We start from the raw sequence: 15,861 nt of genomic DNA on the forward strand, positions 1-15,861 counted from the left end.
GAAATTACTGTCGAAAGCCAACCCCAAATCCGGAAAACTACTGTTCCCCTTCGGCATAAACCTTCGACCGTGACCGCACCAGCCCTGACGTCTATCGGGCTTTCCTGAAGACAAGGACAAACAAGGCAAGCACGGCCATTTGACCGAATACGACCGAAGGCCAAATCAGTGCGAATTGCGGATCCAGATATTTCTGCGGCCCATAGGACAACAACGCGAGCAGCCCGGCCAGAACGCTCAAACTTTTGCCGAACATCGTTTCAAGCGGGCCGACGACAATTGCCGCCATGGCTAGGGAGAGTGAAACCGCGATGAAAGGCGCAATGCCGAACAGCGGAATTGCGGCGGGGGGATGCGGCGCCACGCCGGCAAACAGCGCAGTCAGCATCACCAGTTGCAGAACAATCAAGGCGGCAAGCATCGCCACTGCAAGGCGGTTCATCGGGTTCATCTCAGAGCTCCTTTTCCTGAATCAAAACCGTATTAATATGTACGATTATGGTTAACCGTAATTACATGTACGGTTATAAGTCAAGGGTGACTGGAGTCAGAAATGAAGGAAACGGCGCGGACACACCTGAGGCCAACTTGCCCGAGGATCAGCCCCGACAAAGGCGCTTGAGGCTTTGCGGCCGTTATTCCTCAGCCTTTCGATCGGACCCACGCCATTGTCTTGCACCGGGCGACGGGGGATGAGGCGACTAACTTTACGTCACCCTGCTTGTCGGGAATCTTCAGAACCGCCGCGCGGCGGTATTGACGAAAGAACAAATCGTCGCGCGGGCGCGACAGGTGCTGACCCAATTGTACAAATTGCTGGATAAAAAGTGACCGGGCCGCGAATTGCGGACCAAGTATCTAGGTGACGGGGCGCAGCGGGACCGGGCCGGAGCTGTCTTCGGAATCCGGTGTATCGTCCTCGTCGTCATCTTCATCGTCCTGCAACCGATCCGCTTCCTCGCGAAGGCGCTTATAACTCCGATAAGACACGGGGAAGGTCGCCATATAGACCGCGAGCACGACAAACAGGGTCACCCAAGGTTGACCCGCGAGACCGGCGACGGCCAAACCGACGAGCGCCATCACCGGCAAAAGGAAACGGCGCGGCACCTTGATGCGTTTGAAGGAATATGTCGGCAACTCGCTGACCATCAGCAAGCCGCCACCAACCATCCACGCTGCGATCACCGGCGCGGGCAACTGACCCAGTTCCGGAAAGGCCAGAAAGAAAATCAGCGGCAACATGCCCAACCCGGCCCCTGCCGGCGCGGGAACGCCCTGAAAATAGTTATAGGCATAGGACGGCAGGCTATCGATCCGGCTGTTGAAACGGGCCAACCGCAAACCGGCACACACGGCAAAAAACAGCGCCACCACCCAACCAAAGCCACCTAGACCGTTCAACGACCAGAAATACATGATCATGGCGGGCGACACGCCAAAGGCCACGAAGTCGGACAATGAATCCATTTGTGCGCCAAAATCGCTTGTCGCATTCAGCAACCGGGCCATACGGCCGTCCAACGCGTCCAACATAGCGGCGAGCAGGATGGCGCCGACAGCAAATTCCCAGCGTTGCTCCAAGGCGAAGCGGACACCAGTCAGCGCGGCGCATGTGGCGGAAACGGTGATCGCGTTCGGGATCAATCCATGGACGGAAAGCCCTTTTAGCCGCGGCGACCTGCGGGTTCTGCGTTTGTTTCGCTTTTCAGACATCATTTATCCGGCCCGGGTTCGTTCGCTGGGCTCCCGTTCGACGGGCTGGGCCCAACCAAGACTTCGTTCAACAGGGCTGCTTCGCGGTGGACACTACTATTTTGGCCGGCACGCCTCAAGCCGACGGCAGCGGCCCCACTTGCGCGGGCACGTATAGACGGAAATGGCGCTTGGACCACGCGGTTCAGCGGGTCGTGCCCGTCAGCGATTCTTTCGGCCGTTTGCCGAGATCCGCGAGGATCGTTTCACCAGCCACGCATCTTTGGCCTTCGCAGACGAGAATCGGGGTCCGATCGGGCACATAAACGTCTACACGGCTGCCGAACCGGATCATACCGAACCGTTCGCCGGTATGGATATCCTGTCCCGGTTCGAGGTCGCAGAGGATACGGCGGGCAACCAAGCCGGCAATCTGAACGAAGGCGATTTGCTTGCCGTCCGGCGTTTCCATCAGGATCGATTGACGTTCGTTATCTTCACTGGCCTTGTCCAGCGACGCATTCAGGAACGCGCCCGGGCGGTAGTGCAGCTTGGTCACCTGACCGTCGATCGGGATACGATTCACATGCACGTCGAAAACGTTCATGAAAACACTGATACGAAGCATCTGTTTGCCGGCATATTCCAGTTCCGGTGGCGGATCCGCCTTGCGGATCATCTGAACGACACCATCGGCCGGGCTGACCACAAGTCCTTCCTTAATCGGCGTTGTTCGCGCCGGGTCGCGAAAGAAATAAACACACCAAGCAGTTAAGAGCAGACCAATGACAAGAAGCGAGTCACCGACAAGCAGCCACCCGACCAAAGTCGCGATCAGGAAAAGGGTTATGAAAGGATACCCTTCCTTGTTGATCGGGGTAAGCACCGGCTTGATGGTATCAACTAGGGACATGGATGCTGCCTCGCCTTCTGCGTCACCTGAGGAAGACCTAATAATAGGCCAATCATAAGCCCAGGTCTCTCTTCGTAAAAAGAGGCCCTGTTTCTACCGATCCCGCCACAAGGAGCAACGGTCGAATTGCACCCCCGCCGCTTTTCGGCCCCAAAGGCGGCATCAATGCAACAGGTGGGCCCATGGCTGCGTCAATTAACGGCACCTTTCGGGACCTGGAATATCTGTCCGGGATAGATCAAGTCGGGATCGCGGATCTGGTTTCTGTTCGCATCATAAATCACCGTATAGGACATACCTTCACCAAGCGTGCGCCGGGCGATACGCCACAGGCTATTGCCCGGTTGGACGATGATGAGCTGTTCATCCTTCAATGCCGTGATCGGGCCGGATCGGCTGAACGGCAGTTCCAAACGGGAAACAACCGTCTCCTCCACCACCTGATCCACCCGCAAATCGTAAACGCCGGGATCGACGTTTTCGGGCGGCTTCGCCTGCCAGCGACCTTCGTCATCAACCGGCGCTTCACCGACGAAATCGTTGTTCAGGTAAACCCTGACCGATGCATTGGGCTTGCCGCGGCCGGACAGGGCCAAATCGCCCTTGTCGTCATAGTCGACCGAATCCAAGGCCAGATCGCCGGATTCGGTTTCCACCCCACCCGGCACGGATTTCGGCTTCTGAAGAATGGTGGTGGTCCCGTCACCGCCTTCGCTGGGTACGAGCAGAGCCAAAGGCTGGCTGTCTTCTTCCGTCTTACGACCGGCAATGTCCTCGCCCTTCTTCGGCACGACAAGGACGACGACGTGGTCGGAGCTGAATTCATCGCCCTCCGCGCCCTTGGCCCGAAGGGACAATTCATGATTACCCGGCGGCAGCGGTTCTGTGGGCAAAAACACCCATTCACCACGTTCATCCGCGGTCACCGTCCCAATCGCTTTATCACCGGCGAGGATTTCCACGGTCGACCCCGGCTTGGCGCGGCCGGCCATGACCGAGTCGCCCTGCTGGCTGAGCCGGACGACATCGAATGAAGGCTTGTTCGGATCAGTGGCCTTGTCCGCTTGCGCAGAATCACCGGACGGCGGCGCAACGCCCGTTTCCGACGTCGATGCGGATTGGGACTGCGCTGACGGCTGCACGGATTGTTGGCCGTCGCCGCCTGAGGCGACATCGGACGACGCCGATGATCCCGCGGGCACTGTCGAGGGGGATGTCTCTGTCTGGGAAGGCGTCGGCTGCACCCCTTCCCCGGTCCCGGACTGCCCCCCGCTCCCGGCCGCCTTTGTCCCTGCGGATTGCGCTTGCTCTTCGGAATTGGGTGCCGTGGATTCGTCCACGCCTTCCGGCTCAGCAACCACGCGCGGCGTATCGGCCGGTCCGGTCACCGTTTCCAGGGCAGAATCCCTGTTCAACCAGAAATTCAAGCCAAGCGCCGCAACGATAATCGCGACGCCCGCGATGCCGACAAGGACAATTCGATTCACAGCCGCCTCATACTAACACAGCCGAAAGCCGGGCGATGAGCGCACCAAACAGGCTGAGATGACACAATAGACGCCCTGCGGCATCCCCGTCCCGCCAAATGCCCGTTCCGCCGATACACTCAGGGCGAACCGGCCCCAGGCTGACCTTTTCCCAAGTTCTCTGATATCTACCGTCAGAGAACATTTCCAAATACATTGATTCTCATGCACCAGAGATTCGTGTTTAAAATGTAGTACTTTCGCCGTCCCGACGCAATTCGGCGCGGTCCTTGCTGTCAGATTAGCACAATGAGAATCTCAATCGGTGACACGCCAGCAGTATTGCCGGAAAAGGACCTAGAGAAACCAACGGAGGCACGCATGCGAGAAATCAAGATTTGGGATTTGCCGACGCGGTTGTTCCACTGGTGCCTGGTGGCGTTATTCGCTACATCCTGGGCCAGCGCAGAATTCGACTATTTCACGGTCCATTACTACTCCGGCTATGGGATACTCACGCTGGTCCTATTCCGGTTGGTCTGGGGGTTTGCAGGCAGTGACACTTCCAAGCTGATTAGTTATGTGAAGTCGCCCTTTACCGTATTGCGCTACATGAAGTCCCTGCGCGAACGTAAACCCGGCGACGAGATCGGGCACAACCCTATGGGCGGCTATGCAGTATTGGCGCTGCTTGGGTTCCTGACGGCGCAGGTTGGTACCGGGCTATTCGCCCAGGACGTCGACTTCATCAATTCGGGGCCGCTAAGCGATATGGTTTCGTTCGAATTGGGCAACCAGGCATCGGATCTGCACCATATTCTGTTCGACTTCCTTCTGATCATGGTGGGAATACATCTGACCGCAATCGCATTCCATGAAGGGTATAAACGGGAAGGGCTTGTGCGCGCCATGATCACCGGATGGCGTGGTTATGGGGACAAAGGGCCTACGACGCCGCCGACATTGGTCCCGACCAGCCGCGCCCTATTCGTTTTCATTTTGGCCGTCCTTGCCATGGCATTCATCGTTTGGATATTGCCGACGCTTTAGACCTCGCAGGCCTGCGGCCGTGCCGCAAAAAAACGGGCGCCCCAAGGCGCCCGTTTCTTCTTTCGGCTGGTTTCCGCGGATGGTTGCGAAACCTATTTCTTCACGCGATAGACCTTATGGCAGCCACCGCAGCCATTCTTTGCCATCGCGCCAAACTGAGCGCCGATCGCCGCTGGATCGTCCGTAGCGGCCACTTCCTCAAGCTTCGCGGATTCCGCCTCAAGAACGGAAACCGCCTTGGCGAACCCTTCAGGATCTTCCCAAATCTTGGGGAGGGCTTCCGTCTCGACTGTCACGCCGCTCGCACCGGGTGCCGTACTCTCCGGAAAGAGTCCGCCTGCCGACTTGATCGATGCATTGATCTTGGCTGCGCTGGCGGCGACATCTTCCGCCGAGCCGCTGCCGCCGAGATAGCCTTTGATGATTTTCATCTGGGCGCCAATATCCTTCATCGCCTGCTGCCGCTGCTTGATCGTATCATCCTGCGACGAGGCATGCGCCAACATGGCGGTACTGCCAATGATCGCCAAAGCAGCGACGGCGGCGGTAAGGCTATTCCTAAACGTCATCGATTTCTCCCGGAGCAAATTTTAGATGAGGACAGGATAATACTGGCAAATATGGACATTAATATGGCAACGCGTTCACTTGCCCGTGATTACAGTCCCACGACTTCAGTTCCTTCGCCATGCCCACCCCTGTGGTTCGAGACAGGGCCAGCCAAGGGGATTTGAACCTACAGGCATTCTATCGATTGGTTGCGCTGGATGTGAAGGGTCGTTATCTCGTATCCCACATATTGATCGCTCGGCAGGGCCGGGCATTTCATCAAAGTCTATACTCTAGGAAATGCCATGCGAGACATAAAAAGCGTCTGTGTATATTGCGGGTCTTCTTCCCGTGTCCGGCAGTCCTACAAGGACGCGGCCGTGGAACTGGGTTTGATCTTGGCCCGCGAGGGCATCCGTCTGGTCTATGGTGGGGGCCAAGTGGGCATCATGGGTATCATCGCCGATACCGTCCTGCAGAATGGTGGCGAAGTGACAGGCATCATCCCCCATTTCCTGAACGAGTCGGAAATCGGAAAAGCGGACGTAACGGAACTCATTGCCGTGGACTCCATGCATGTCCGGAAGCAGATCATGGCTGAGAAGTCGGACGGTTTCATCGTCCTACCCGGCGGCTTTGGTACCTTGGACGAGTTCTTCGAGATCCTGACCTGGCGTCAGCTAAAACTGCACGACAAACCGATCGTCATTGCTGATATCGATGGCTATTGGGCGCCATTGGTCGGTGCGATCGACCATATCGTGGATGAAGGCTTTGCCCATCAACGCAACAGGGACCTGTTCAAGGTTATTCCTTCCGTCGCGGAAATCCTGCCCACATTGCAGGACGAACCGATGGGCGACACAAGTATTCAAACCGCGCGGACATAACCCGGCACGAGTTTTCCTCATCGCCGATTAAAGCATCCACGGTTTGGGAACAAAGACTGAGCCGCCCGGTAGCACGCGGCCCAGATCGGCTGCCTTGCTTAAAGCAAGGTCGTATTTTTCTTTGAAAATTCTGGATAAGTCTTACAGTTATTGTGATTCGATTGCCATTTTGGCCGGGGAAGGTCGTTGTCAGATCAGTTCAAGTTTAGGCGCACGTTTCGAAAGTTGGTCGAGAATACCACGATCAATTCAGAAACCTTGTTGTCCACGGACTACCTGAACCACTTCAACGAATTGGTCATGATGCTCGACCTCATCCCGGACATGCCGGAAATGCTGGACGAGACCAAGGAGTGGCGCCCCAAGACCTATGCCGAACATTTCCAGGATTCTTCCTTCACGCATAAAGACTTGGCAATCGCCGCCTACGAGCAAGTCTTGGAAGAGGATCGCAAGGCACTTGAAATGACCGTCGGGCGCATGGATCAAACGGTCGAGGAAACATTTACGGCGCTCGACGATGCCGTCGCCGCGGAAGATGCGGACCGCACGCGCTTGATTTGCAATACCGCCAGCAAGGCGCTGCAAAAAATGATCGACCGGTGCAGCGGCATCATCAACGGTGTCGAAGGCGCCGCCGCGACCGCTTTCGCCGCGATGGACGAAAGCATTCCGGTGCTGGATGTTCCAAGCCACAAAGAAGGGGAAGACGAGGAAGAGAAAGTCGTCATGGACCAATCGGCCATCGACGCCCTGTTCGACTAGGGCCGCCTCTGCTTTCCGCTTTCCCCCGTAAATCCCCTACTCCGCCGGCGCCTGGAGAGGCGTCCCACCATCGACATCGGCATGCTCTTGCTTCTCGGCCTTGTCACGGCGCCGCATGATGACCCTGGCGCGCAACATCAGCAGGCTGGGCGTAACGACAAGCGTTAGGACCGTGGCGAAGGCAAGGCCGAAGACAATCGCTGTCGACAGTTGTACCCACCACTGCGTCGATGGCGCACCGGTGGAAACCTGCCGGGTGATGAAGTCGATATTCGTCTGCAACACCATCGGCATCAGGCCCAGGACGGTCGTCACTGTCGTGAGCATCACCGGCCGCAGACGTTGCGCGCCTGTCTTCAAAATTGCCAGTTTCAGGTCCTTTTCGATCGTCGCAAGGTGATCGTAGGTATCGATCAGGACGATGTTGTTGTTCACCACGATTCCGGCAAGCGCGATCACACCGATACCGCTCATCACAATCCCGAACGGCTCTTGAATAACCATCAAGCCGAGCAGCACACCCACTGTGGACATAACGACCGCGGACAGAATGAGTACCCCGGAATAGAAACTGTTGAACTGCGTTACCAGGATGATGCCCATGATGAACAAGGCGACGGTGAAGGCCTTCATCAAAAAGGCCTGGGCCGCAGCCTGCTCCTCATCCTCACCCTTGAAGGTGACGTCGATCTGGTTCGACAACCCAGCCGTTTCCAGCCATTCCCGGATTTCCTTAACCTTGTCGTTGGGCAGCACACCGTCTTCGACATCGGCCCGCACGAAGACAATCCGTTTGGTATCCACACGACGTAGAAGGCCGGTTTTCGGTTCAGGCGAACGATCCACGAAATTCCCGATCGGAATCGATCCCTGCGCCGTCACGATGCGAATTCGGTCAAGCTGTTCAAGCGTCCTGAATTCCTCCGGGAAACGGACCAGGATATCAATCTCGTCATCCGCATCGTCGGGACGGTAGTCGCTGACCTTCAGCCCTTTTGTGACCAGTTGAAGGAAGTTCCCGATCAAAGAGACATCGGCACCGAATTTGGACGCCTGTGCGCGATCGACAGTCAATTCCCATTCGATTCCTGGGATTGGACTGGAGTCTTCCACATCGCGGAGGCCCGGCAAACTGTCCATGAAAGCCCGAACCTTCTTGCCCGCATCGGCGAGCAGGGACGGATCCCGCGAGGACAGTTGGACATGAACCGGTTTGCCTACAGGCGGACCGGCTTCCGGCTGGCGGGCCTCAACGAAGATTCCGGCAAGATGTGCGGTCCGCTCACGAATTTCCGCCTTGATTGTATTGGCGGGGCGCCGCTCTTCCCAATCCACGAATTCAAGCTGAATCTTGCCGATAATATCTTCGGCCTCCTCGTCGCGCGCCTCGAACTGACCGCTGGAGGTATAGATGGTCTTGAACTCACCATGCTCTTCCTGGATGTCGAGCACTTCCTGCTCGACCTCGGCAACAAGGGTATCGCGTTCGAAAACCGACATGTTCCCGCGCCCGTGGATATTTACGATAAGCTGGTCGGGCTCAACCTCGGGAAAGAATTCTACGCCTTTGCCGTAAATGCCATAGCTGACATAGGTCGCCCCCATCGCGCCGACGGCCAGGAACAGGACGACCAAGGGACGGGCCAAAGCGACTTTCAAGATCGATACGTAAAAGCCGGTAAAACCCCCGACATTGTCCAAGTCTTCCGCATCAGCATCGCCGGACAATGTCTTCGCACTGTCGGCGTTTCCGCCCGTGCCTTCCATTGCGTGGCCGATCCAGCCCCCCAGCTTCCATCCCGGGTATAGACCGACAAAGAAACCGATGGCGCCGGGCAGCACGGGCGGCACATCCGGGGCAAAGGTCTGAACGATATTAGCGGCAATGCCGGCCAGGGCAGCCGACATCACCACGGCGAAAAAGGCCTTGGTGACCGCCAAAAGGTTTGCCCCCAGGACCGGCACAAAGATCAACGCCATGGCGAGCGAGGCCGCCAAGGTGGCGATCAGCGTAATGGGCAGGAACTTCATGAATTCACCGACCACCCCCGGCCAGAACAGCAAAGGCATGAAAGCGGCAAGCGTGGTCGCCGTGGATGCGATAATCGGCCAGGCCATCCGTTTCGCGGCGAGGCCATAGGCCTCCCGCTTGTCGAGTCCTTCCGCCAATTTCCGGTCGGCGTATTCAGTGACGACAATAGCGCCGTCAACCAGCATACCGACCGCCAGGATAAGGCTGAACAGCACAACGATGTTCACCGTGAGACCGATCGAGTACAGAACCAGAATACCGGCCAGAAATGAGCCGGGAATCGCGATACCAACCAGCAATCCGCCACGGACGCCGAGCGCGCCGACGATGACGATCATGACCAGCAGGATTGCCGACATGACGTTGTTCTGAAGGTCCGTCAGCATCTGTCGGATATTCTTGGACTGGTCCTGGCTGTATCCGACCACCACACCGTCCGGCCAGCCTTGGCTGGTAGCCGTTACCGCCGCGCGCACTTTCGCAATCGTTTCGATGATGTTTTCGCCGGTTCGCTTGGACACCTCCAGCACCAGGGCGCGCTCGCCGTCGATGCGGGCAAATGTGGCAGGGTCTTTGAAGGTCCGCTTGACGCTGGTGATATCCCGCGCCCTGACGACCGCATCTCCCTGTTGTTTAATCGGCATGTCCAAAATGTCGGTGACATCTTCGAACAACCCGGGAAGTTTGATCCCAAACCGACCCTGTCCGGTATCCAAGGTGCCGGCCGCGATCAACACATTCGAGCGCGAGATCGCCTGCAGCAATTCATCCGCGCGGATTTCGTAACTGTCGAGAAGAACGGGATCGATGACGAGTTCCACCGACTCGTCCCGGTCGCCGACAATCTTGGCTTCCAAGACTTCTGGAATACCTTCGACTTCATCTTTCAAATCACGCGCCAGCCGCAGCAATGTCCGTTCCGACACATCTCCCGACAACGTAACATTCAGGACCGGGAAAAGGCTCAAATTAACTTCGTGGACCTCCGGTTCGTCCGTGTCGCCAGGCAGTTCCGGCTTCGCCAGATCCACACTTTCCCGAACATCCGTAACGGCAGCGTCCGCGTCGAAACCGGCTTCGAATTCCAATATGACGTTGGCGCCGCCCTGATAGGCGGTGGCCCGCAATTCCTTCACGCCTTCTATTGAGCGCAGTTCCTTTTCCATCGGCCGCACAAGCAGGCGTTCGGCATCTTCAGGTGAAATACCTTCATGATGCATAGATACATAGACGATCGGAATATTGATATCCGGGTCCGCTTCCTTCGGAATCGCCTGATAGGCGACGAAGCCCGCCACCAGAATGAAAAGCAGCAGACTCAACACCGTTCGGGAACGGCTCAATGCGGCATCGATCAAAGACATGTGCTTCCTGCTCCCCGCTGCCGGGTCCGTCTAAAGAATATCCAAGCGCGCGGCCCGATCAGGATCGGCCATTCGTCTCCGGCACGAAAACCGTATCGGGAACGGGGCTGACCTTTTCGCCATCGGCGGCATATTCCTGCCCGACGCTTATCAGCGTTGCCCGGCGCGGCAATCCTTGGATCCATACGCCGTCCGGCGTGTCTTCCAAGATTTGGACCGGCACGAACCTGGCAATGTCACCTTCTTCGACCAGTTTCACCCCGACCTGCCCCGCATCATCCAAAGTCAGAAGCGCGGGAGAGATCAGGTGAGCCTCGGACTCAGACAGCGGCAGTAACAGTTCCGCCGTTATACCGGCCTTGTATCGATTGGCCGTATCTGGAACCTCAACCTCTACTCGGAAAGTCCGCGTCGACGTTTCCGCCTGTGGTGAGATGTAACTGACTATCCCTTCCACCGTTTCGCCCGTAATCAGTTTTGCGCGGGCCAAGGCCCCTTCCGTCACGGCCGCGACCTCGCGTTCCGAAACGTTGGCGACGATCAGGAGCGGATCCAAATCCACAACGGTTGCAATAATGTCGCCGACCTTCACCAAATCACCCTGCTCCACGTTCTTTGTCCAAATGACACCGTCGAACGGGATTGATAGCCGGGTCTTGGCCAAATCGATCCGGGCCCGGTCAAGGGCGGCCTTCGCCGCCTCCATCTCAGCAAGGGAGGTCGCTTTGCTTATTTCGGACTGAAAGCCTTTGCTCGCCAGTTTCGCTGCGGCCGAATATTCGATTTCCCGCTGTTTCAACAGCGCCTCGGCTTCACGGACCACCGCGTTCCGTTCGTCTTCCTTGATCGTTCCGATCCGCTGCCCGGCGGCAACCGTATCGCCCTCCTCGACGTTGAGGGTCCGGATTGCGCCCTCCGTCTCCGCCATCAAGCGGCCTTCGCGTGAGGCTTCGGTTCGCCCGGCTATTCGCAATGTCGTGCTACGTGTTTGGGCCACACTCTCATAGACGCGAACGGACTGGACCTTTTTTTCCTTGTGCTGCGGCGCCACGTCGGCCGCCGCCACGGGCGCAGAAGCGCCTTCCGTTCCGGCGGCGCCCTGCCCTTCCAGGGAAGGAAGGCTTCCGGACAGGATCCATCCTGTTGCAACGACCGCCAGCAAAACAGCGATCACAATCGACGGCTTCACTCGACGTCGTTTCGGCGTGGCCTGCTGTTTTGGCCTCGGGTCACTCTCCGTAGCCGGGCCGCTCGGCACCCGTTCGGCGTTCGGCCCATCAATCTTGCTTAAATGTTCGGTCATGCTTTCAATCCGCGGCGTCGGCGGCGGGTCTGTTGTCATCCGCCAGTTTGATGAAGTCTTGGCGATGGTCCTGAAGGTATGACATCGCCGCGCTATACACTGTGACACCAAATCCTCTGACCAAATCCGGTGCGCTGCCTTCGCCGGCGCCACCGCATTCGCTCAAATGATCCAGCTTTGCCTGATAGAATGCGATACGGTCGTCTATGACATTCCGGATGCGGTCAGCAGGTAATTGACCCGCAAAAAACAGAATAAAAAGTAGATCCGATTTGTACTTGTCATCGTCCGGCGCCTTTTCGCAGAGTTTCTCCACGAGGGTCGCGCGGCCCGCATCTGTGATTTGATAGATCTTCTTGTCCGGGCGTTTTTCTTGGGCTTCCACTTCGAAAGTGACCAGCCCTTCCCCGGTCAGTTTGCTAAGCGCAGGGTAAATAGAACCGAACCCGCCTTCAGCAAAATGACTGAACGGACCTTCTTCAAACGCTTTCCGTATTTCGTAGCCACTGGCTGGCCGAAGCGCCAATACGCCGAGGCAACTGGTCTTGATATCCATTGGACCCCCTATATCGGGCTGATATAGGGTTACAAAACTTCGCTTTCAAGAAAATTATATCGATCCGATACAACCCTTTGGCCATGACAGCCCACGCCTGGGTTGCGCCACACGAAACGCTCACAAAAACGTGATAGTGCAAATAGGCACGTCCCGCCGCTCCAATTGACCGTTCAATACAGGTCAATCAGCGCAGCGGAGAAGCGCAAAGAACGCCGCAACCGGTCAGATCAATTCGACGCTTTCCGCCATCGGGCCCTTCTGACCCATGCGGGCAGTCACACGGACACGTTGTTCCGGCTCAACCGACATAAGGCCATTCCGCTCCAGCGTACGGGCGGAAACGAACACGTCGCGGCTTCCGTCGTCCATCACAATGAAGCCATAGCCTTTACCGGAGTCGAAGAACTTTATCGTTCCTTCGATTGGCGGCCCAACAGGCGCATCCCGATCATCCATATCGCTTGGCCCCCGGCCGCGCGGTTCGCTTGGAGCGAAGCCGCCACCGCGGGAAACCGGCGCTTGCGCGGTCGACATGTCCACCGAATGAATTTTAGCGACTTGCTTGCCCCTGGTGGTTTCCATCACGTCAACGACAAGCGTCGCGCCCTCCGGAAGTTCCGAATTTCCAGTCTCAGCAATCACCGAAGCATGAATGAAAATGTCCCGGCCACCGGATTCAGGAATGATAAAACCAAAACCCTTCGTAGCGTTGAACCATTTTACAGTTGCCGTCACGTTCTCATCACTAACGGCAGGAGGAAGTCTACGATCCATCTTATCTTTTAACCTTCAGCCCCCAAACACACCGGCAGCCCTGCACTACACGGTTACATTCACAGCATAGAGCGGAATAGGCTACCGCCGCAACGGTATCTCCCTAGTCTTCGTATTCCGCGCGGCAATAGCGTGATTGTGTAGCATCCTTGCAACGGTGCTAATATGCCTGGGCTAAAAAATTGGGGGATGCCGCCGCTATCGGGACGACAACCGCCGATGGTTGCCCAGCGGAACATGCCATTTCCTTCGGCCGGGCGTCTCAAAGCGCCCTCAATGGTGTAACCGAAAGAAAAAATGGCACTCAAAATTTACGGAATCCCCCCTTTTACCGGTCCTGACCGGATCATTTTGGACCAGTCCCCTGATTATACGGATTAAAATCAGGTGTCATAGCCGGGGGACAATCTGGCGTAACCGTCATACAGATCGAGCATCCGCTCCCGCCACGCATAAATCGGATCTTCTTCTTCCAGCAGTTTCCTTGCGGAAATCGCACGCGCCCAGGCAAAAGGTCCGAAAGCGATGTGATCCGCGAAAGCCGGACTATCTCCACCCAGGAAGTCGAAACGCTCGAAAACGGCCCGCATCGGCGCCAAGGAGGCCCGGAATTCCGGCAAGATCTCATCCGCCGGGGCCACGACGTCCTCGAGCCCCATACCGAACACCTTTTCACGGGAGGTTCGAAAGTAGTCTTTATCTTTTTCATGCAGGTGGTTGTAGATATCGACCAATACCTGTTTCACGACGCCCGGATGCACAATGCGCTCAACCCAGCATTTCAGGAAATATGTCGCCGCCTTTCCGGACTGTTCCGTGAACAAAAGCTTTTCCGGATAGGCTTCATCCAGATACTCGGCGATCGCCCAAGAATCCCATATCGCCTTGCCGCCATTGCCGTCATCCACGATCACCGGAACGCGCCCCTGTTCCGTAAACCCAATCGCTTCCTTCTCGGTAAACCGCCACGGAACTTCTTTTACCGGCAGCGACTTGTGAGCCAGAGCCATCTTGATGCGCCAGCAATACGGACTGAAACGCCGATCATCCTCGGCACCGGCAAGATCGTATAGGGTAATCGTCATCAAAATAACTCCTCAGAACCAACGGCAATTTGTAAAATGAGGCTGGCGCATCGGATCCGACATCGCCAGCCTCCCCCCATCAAGCCTCATAAGCGCAAGTATAATGGAACGTTCATTCCATTATCAACCTAAGCTTATTGAGATCACAACTTGGTGTTTTCGACCTGTGTCATCACGGGGTCATCACGGGGTCATCGACGACCATATTTATTCGAACGATTGGCTGTCACCGTCCAGATATTGGAAGTGCCCGTCTCGCAGCGCGCCGCGGGAAAACAATCATGTGGTCCAGTGGGTGCGTTGAGAATGAAAAGCCCGGCAAAGGCCGGGCTTTTTCGCCTCTTTTTTGCGCCGGTCCTCGTGGCCTCAGGCCTCCAAGCCACAGACGGTGTCGTATAATGACTTAGGCAAGAATATCCCCTCCGACGGTGTCTTCAGGCGATTTTGGTGGCGCCTTTCCCCGGGCAGCCGCAAACCTTCCTGCGCCTTCATCGCGTCGAAAAGTTTTTCCCCATGCGCAAGCCAGCCATCGGGATCGCCGAAACGGTTGGGATCGATCGCGATGATCAACTCCCCGCCCGGAGGCGGCCCGCCGTCCTTGATATCCGCTTCACCCGCTTCGAAGCTTAACTTGTCACCGATCAGCGCGCCGACCAGCAATTCGATCATCATCGAAATCGCCGATCCCTTATATCCGCCGAAAGGCAATTGCGCCCCGGCCAGAATTGCATTCGGATCGGTCGTCGGATTGCCTTCCGCATCGATCCCGGCACCTGGAGGTGCCTGTTTCCCATCGCGCGCCATGATCATGATTTCGCCGCGCGCGGTGGCAGCCGTTGCCATATCGAATGCCATGGAAGATCCGTCTTTTCGCGGCCAGGCGAAGGCCATCGGGTTCGTCCCGAAAAGCGGTTTGGTCCCGCCCGCCGGCGCAACCATCGGCGTGGCTGCGGTCCAAGCAAAGGCAGCAAGGCCAGCTTCGGCAATTGGCTCAACCTCCACCCACAATGCCGCGAAGTGATGCATATCCCTGACCGCGAGCGCGGCGATTCCCTGCTCCCGCGCCAGATCGATCAAGGGCTGCCGTCCGCGTTCAAGGGCCAGGGGCGCAAAACCGCGATCGGCATCGACTTGAAGCGCGCCCGGGGCAATCTGCTTGACCGTCGGCGCCGCCTTGCCGTTGACCTTGCCGCTTCTCAACGAGGCGACATAGCCGGGGATCCGGAATATCCCGTGCGAATGGCAAATATCGCGTTCCGCCGCCATTACGGTGTCGGCGACCGCCCGTGCGTTCGCCTCGTCGCACCCATTTGTGCGCAACACGCGCATTACCAAAGCGTCGGCGTCTTCTAGCGTCAGATTTACGTCGGTCATGATCCCCCTCGTCCGATACGGCAACAAATACGGCGAACCGCT

At 57.2% G+C, this 15,861-nt stretch carries 14 protein-coding genes; 3 read left to right on the top strand and 11 right to left on the bottom strand.

The genetic code is table 11. The features are described 5' to 3' along the window. Positions 1 to 91 precede the first annotated feature (91 nt). The 4 genes from EOI86_RS17785 to EOI86_RS17800 all read right to left on the bottom strand — a co-directional run bounded on the left by EOI86_RS17785 (position 92) and on the right by EOI86_RS17800 (position 4,095). Positions 92 to 451, bottom strand: a complete 360-nt coding sequence (locus EOI86_RS17785) for a hypothetical protein (RefSeq protein WP_127766782.1) — start codon at positions 449 to 451, stop codon at positions 92 to 94. Between the two features lie 407 nt (positions 452 to 858). After that, positions 859 to 1,719, bottom strand: coding sequence for a CDP-alcohol phosphatidyltransferase family protein (locus EOI86_RS17790; protein ID WP_240035721.1), 861 nt, complete (start codon positions 1,717 to 1,719; stop codon positions 859 to 861). 181 nt (positions 1,720 to 1,900) lie between these two features. Next, positions 1,901 to 2,608: a phosphatidylserine decarboxylase gene (locus EOI86_RS17795; protein ID WP_127766784.1), complete on the bottom strand. Its 708-nt coding sequence runs from the start codon at positions 2,606 to 2,608 to the stop codon at positions 1,901 to 1,903. Between the two features lie 191 nt (positions 2,609 to 2,799). Continuing rightward, positions 2,800 to 4,095, bottom strand: a complete 1,296-nt coding sequence (locus EOI86_RS17800) for a LysM peptidoglycan-binding domain-containing protein (RefSeq protein WP_127766786.1) — start codon at positions 4,093 to 4,095, stop codon at positions 2,800 to 2,802. 360 nt (positions 4,096 to 4,455) lie between these two features. Between EOI86_RS17800 and EOI86_RS17805 the strand changes: the two genes are divergently transcribed. Next, complete coding sequence (locus EOI86_RS17805) at positions 4,456 to 5,124, top strand: cytochrome b/b6 domain-containing protein (protein ID WP_161973883.1); 669 nt, start codon at positions 4,456 to 4,458, stop codon at positions 5,122 to 5,124. A gap of 92 nt (positions 5,125 to 5,216) precedes the next feature. On the opposite strand, the gene EOI86_RS17810 is transcribed toward EOI86_RS17805, so the two are convergent. Beyond that, positions 5,217 to 5,693 carry a c-type cytochrome gene (locus tag EOI86_RS17810; protein ID WP_127766790.1) on the bottom strand — a complete coding sequence of 159 codons (477 nt, stop codon included), beginning with the start codon at positions 5,691 to 5,693 and terminating at the stop codon, positions 5,217 to 5,219. Positions 5,694 to 5,978: 285 nt separating this feature from the next. Between EOI86_RS17810 and EOI86_RS17815 the strand changes: the two genes are divergently transcribed. Together EOI86_RS17815 and EOI86_RS17820 are read left to right on the top strand one after the other, a co-directional pair. Continuing rightward, a complete protein-coding gene (locus EOI86_RS17815; protein ID WP_127766792.1) occupies positions 5,979 to 6,563 on the top strand; it encodes an LOG family protein in 585 nt (194 codons plus the stop codon). 186 nt (positions 6,564 to 6,749) lie between these two features. Further along, a complete protein-coding gene (locus tag EOI86_RS17820; RefSeq protein WP_127766794.1) occupies positions 6,750 to 7,328 on the top strand; it encodes a hypothetical protein in 579 nt (192 codons plus the stop codon). 36 nt (positions 7,329 to 7,364) lie between these two features. Here EOI86_RS17820 and EOI86_RS17825 read toward each other — a convergent pair whose 3' ends face one another. The 6 genes from EOI86_RS17825 to EOI86_RS17850 form a co-directional block, all read right to left on the bottom strand. Then, positions 7,365 to 10,724, bottom strand: a complete 3,360-nt coding sequence (locus EOI86_RS17825; protein WP_127766796.1) for an efflux RND transporter permease subunit — start codon at positions 10,722 to 10,724, stop codon at positions 7,365 to 7,367. Between the two features lie 58 nt (positions 10,725 to 10,782). After that, on the bottom strand, positions 10,783 to 12,027 hold the full coding sequence (locus EOI86_RS17830; RefSeq protein ID WP_161973884.1) for an efflux RND transporter periplasmic adaptor subunit: 1,245 nt from the start codon (positions 12,025 to 12,027) through the stop codon (positions 10,783 to 10,785). 4 nt (positions 12,028 to 12,031) lie between these two features. Further along, positions 12,032 to 12,583 carry a PadR family transcriptional regulator gene (locus EOI86_RS17835; RefSeq protein WP_127766800.1) on the bottom strand — a complete coding sequence of 184 codons (552 nt, stop codon included), beginning with the start codon at positions 12,581 to 12,583 and terminating at the stop codon, positions 12,032 to 12,034. A gap of 225 nt (positions 12,584 to 12,808) precedes the next feature. Then, on the bottom strand, positions 12,809 to 13,360 hold the full coding sequence (locus EOI86_RS24900) for a cold-shock protein (protein ID WP_127766801.1): 552 nt from the start codon (positions 13,358 to 13,360) through the stop codon (positions 12,809 to 12,811). A 383-nt stretch (positions 13,361 to 13,743) separates the two neighbouring features. Beyond that, positions 13,744 to 14,445 (bottom strand): glutathione S-transferase family protein, encoded by a 702-nt coding sequence (locus EOI86_RS17845; RefSeq protein ID WP_193555798.1) that lies wholly within the window; start codon positions 14,443 to 14,445, stop codon positions 13,744 to 13,746. A gap of 366 nt (positions 14,446 to 14,811) precedes the next feature. Then, a complete protein-coding gene (locus tag EOI86_RS17850; RefSeq protein WP_127766805.1) occupies positions 14,812 to 15,819 on the bottom strand; it encodes an Ldh family oxidoreductase in 1,008 nt (335 codons plus the stop codon). Between the last annotated feature and the right edge of the window lie 42 nt (positions 15,820 to 15,861).

The sequence above is a fragment of the Hwanghaeella grinnelliae genome, assembly GCF_004005845.1.
GTDB classification, from domain to species: domain Bacteria; phylum Pseudomonadota; class Alphaproteobacteria; order UBA8366; family Aestuariispiraceae; genus Hwanghaeella; species Hwanghaeella grinnelliae.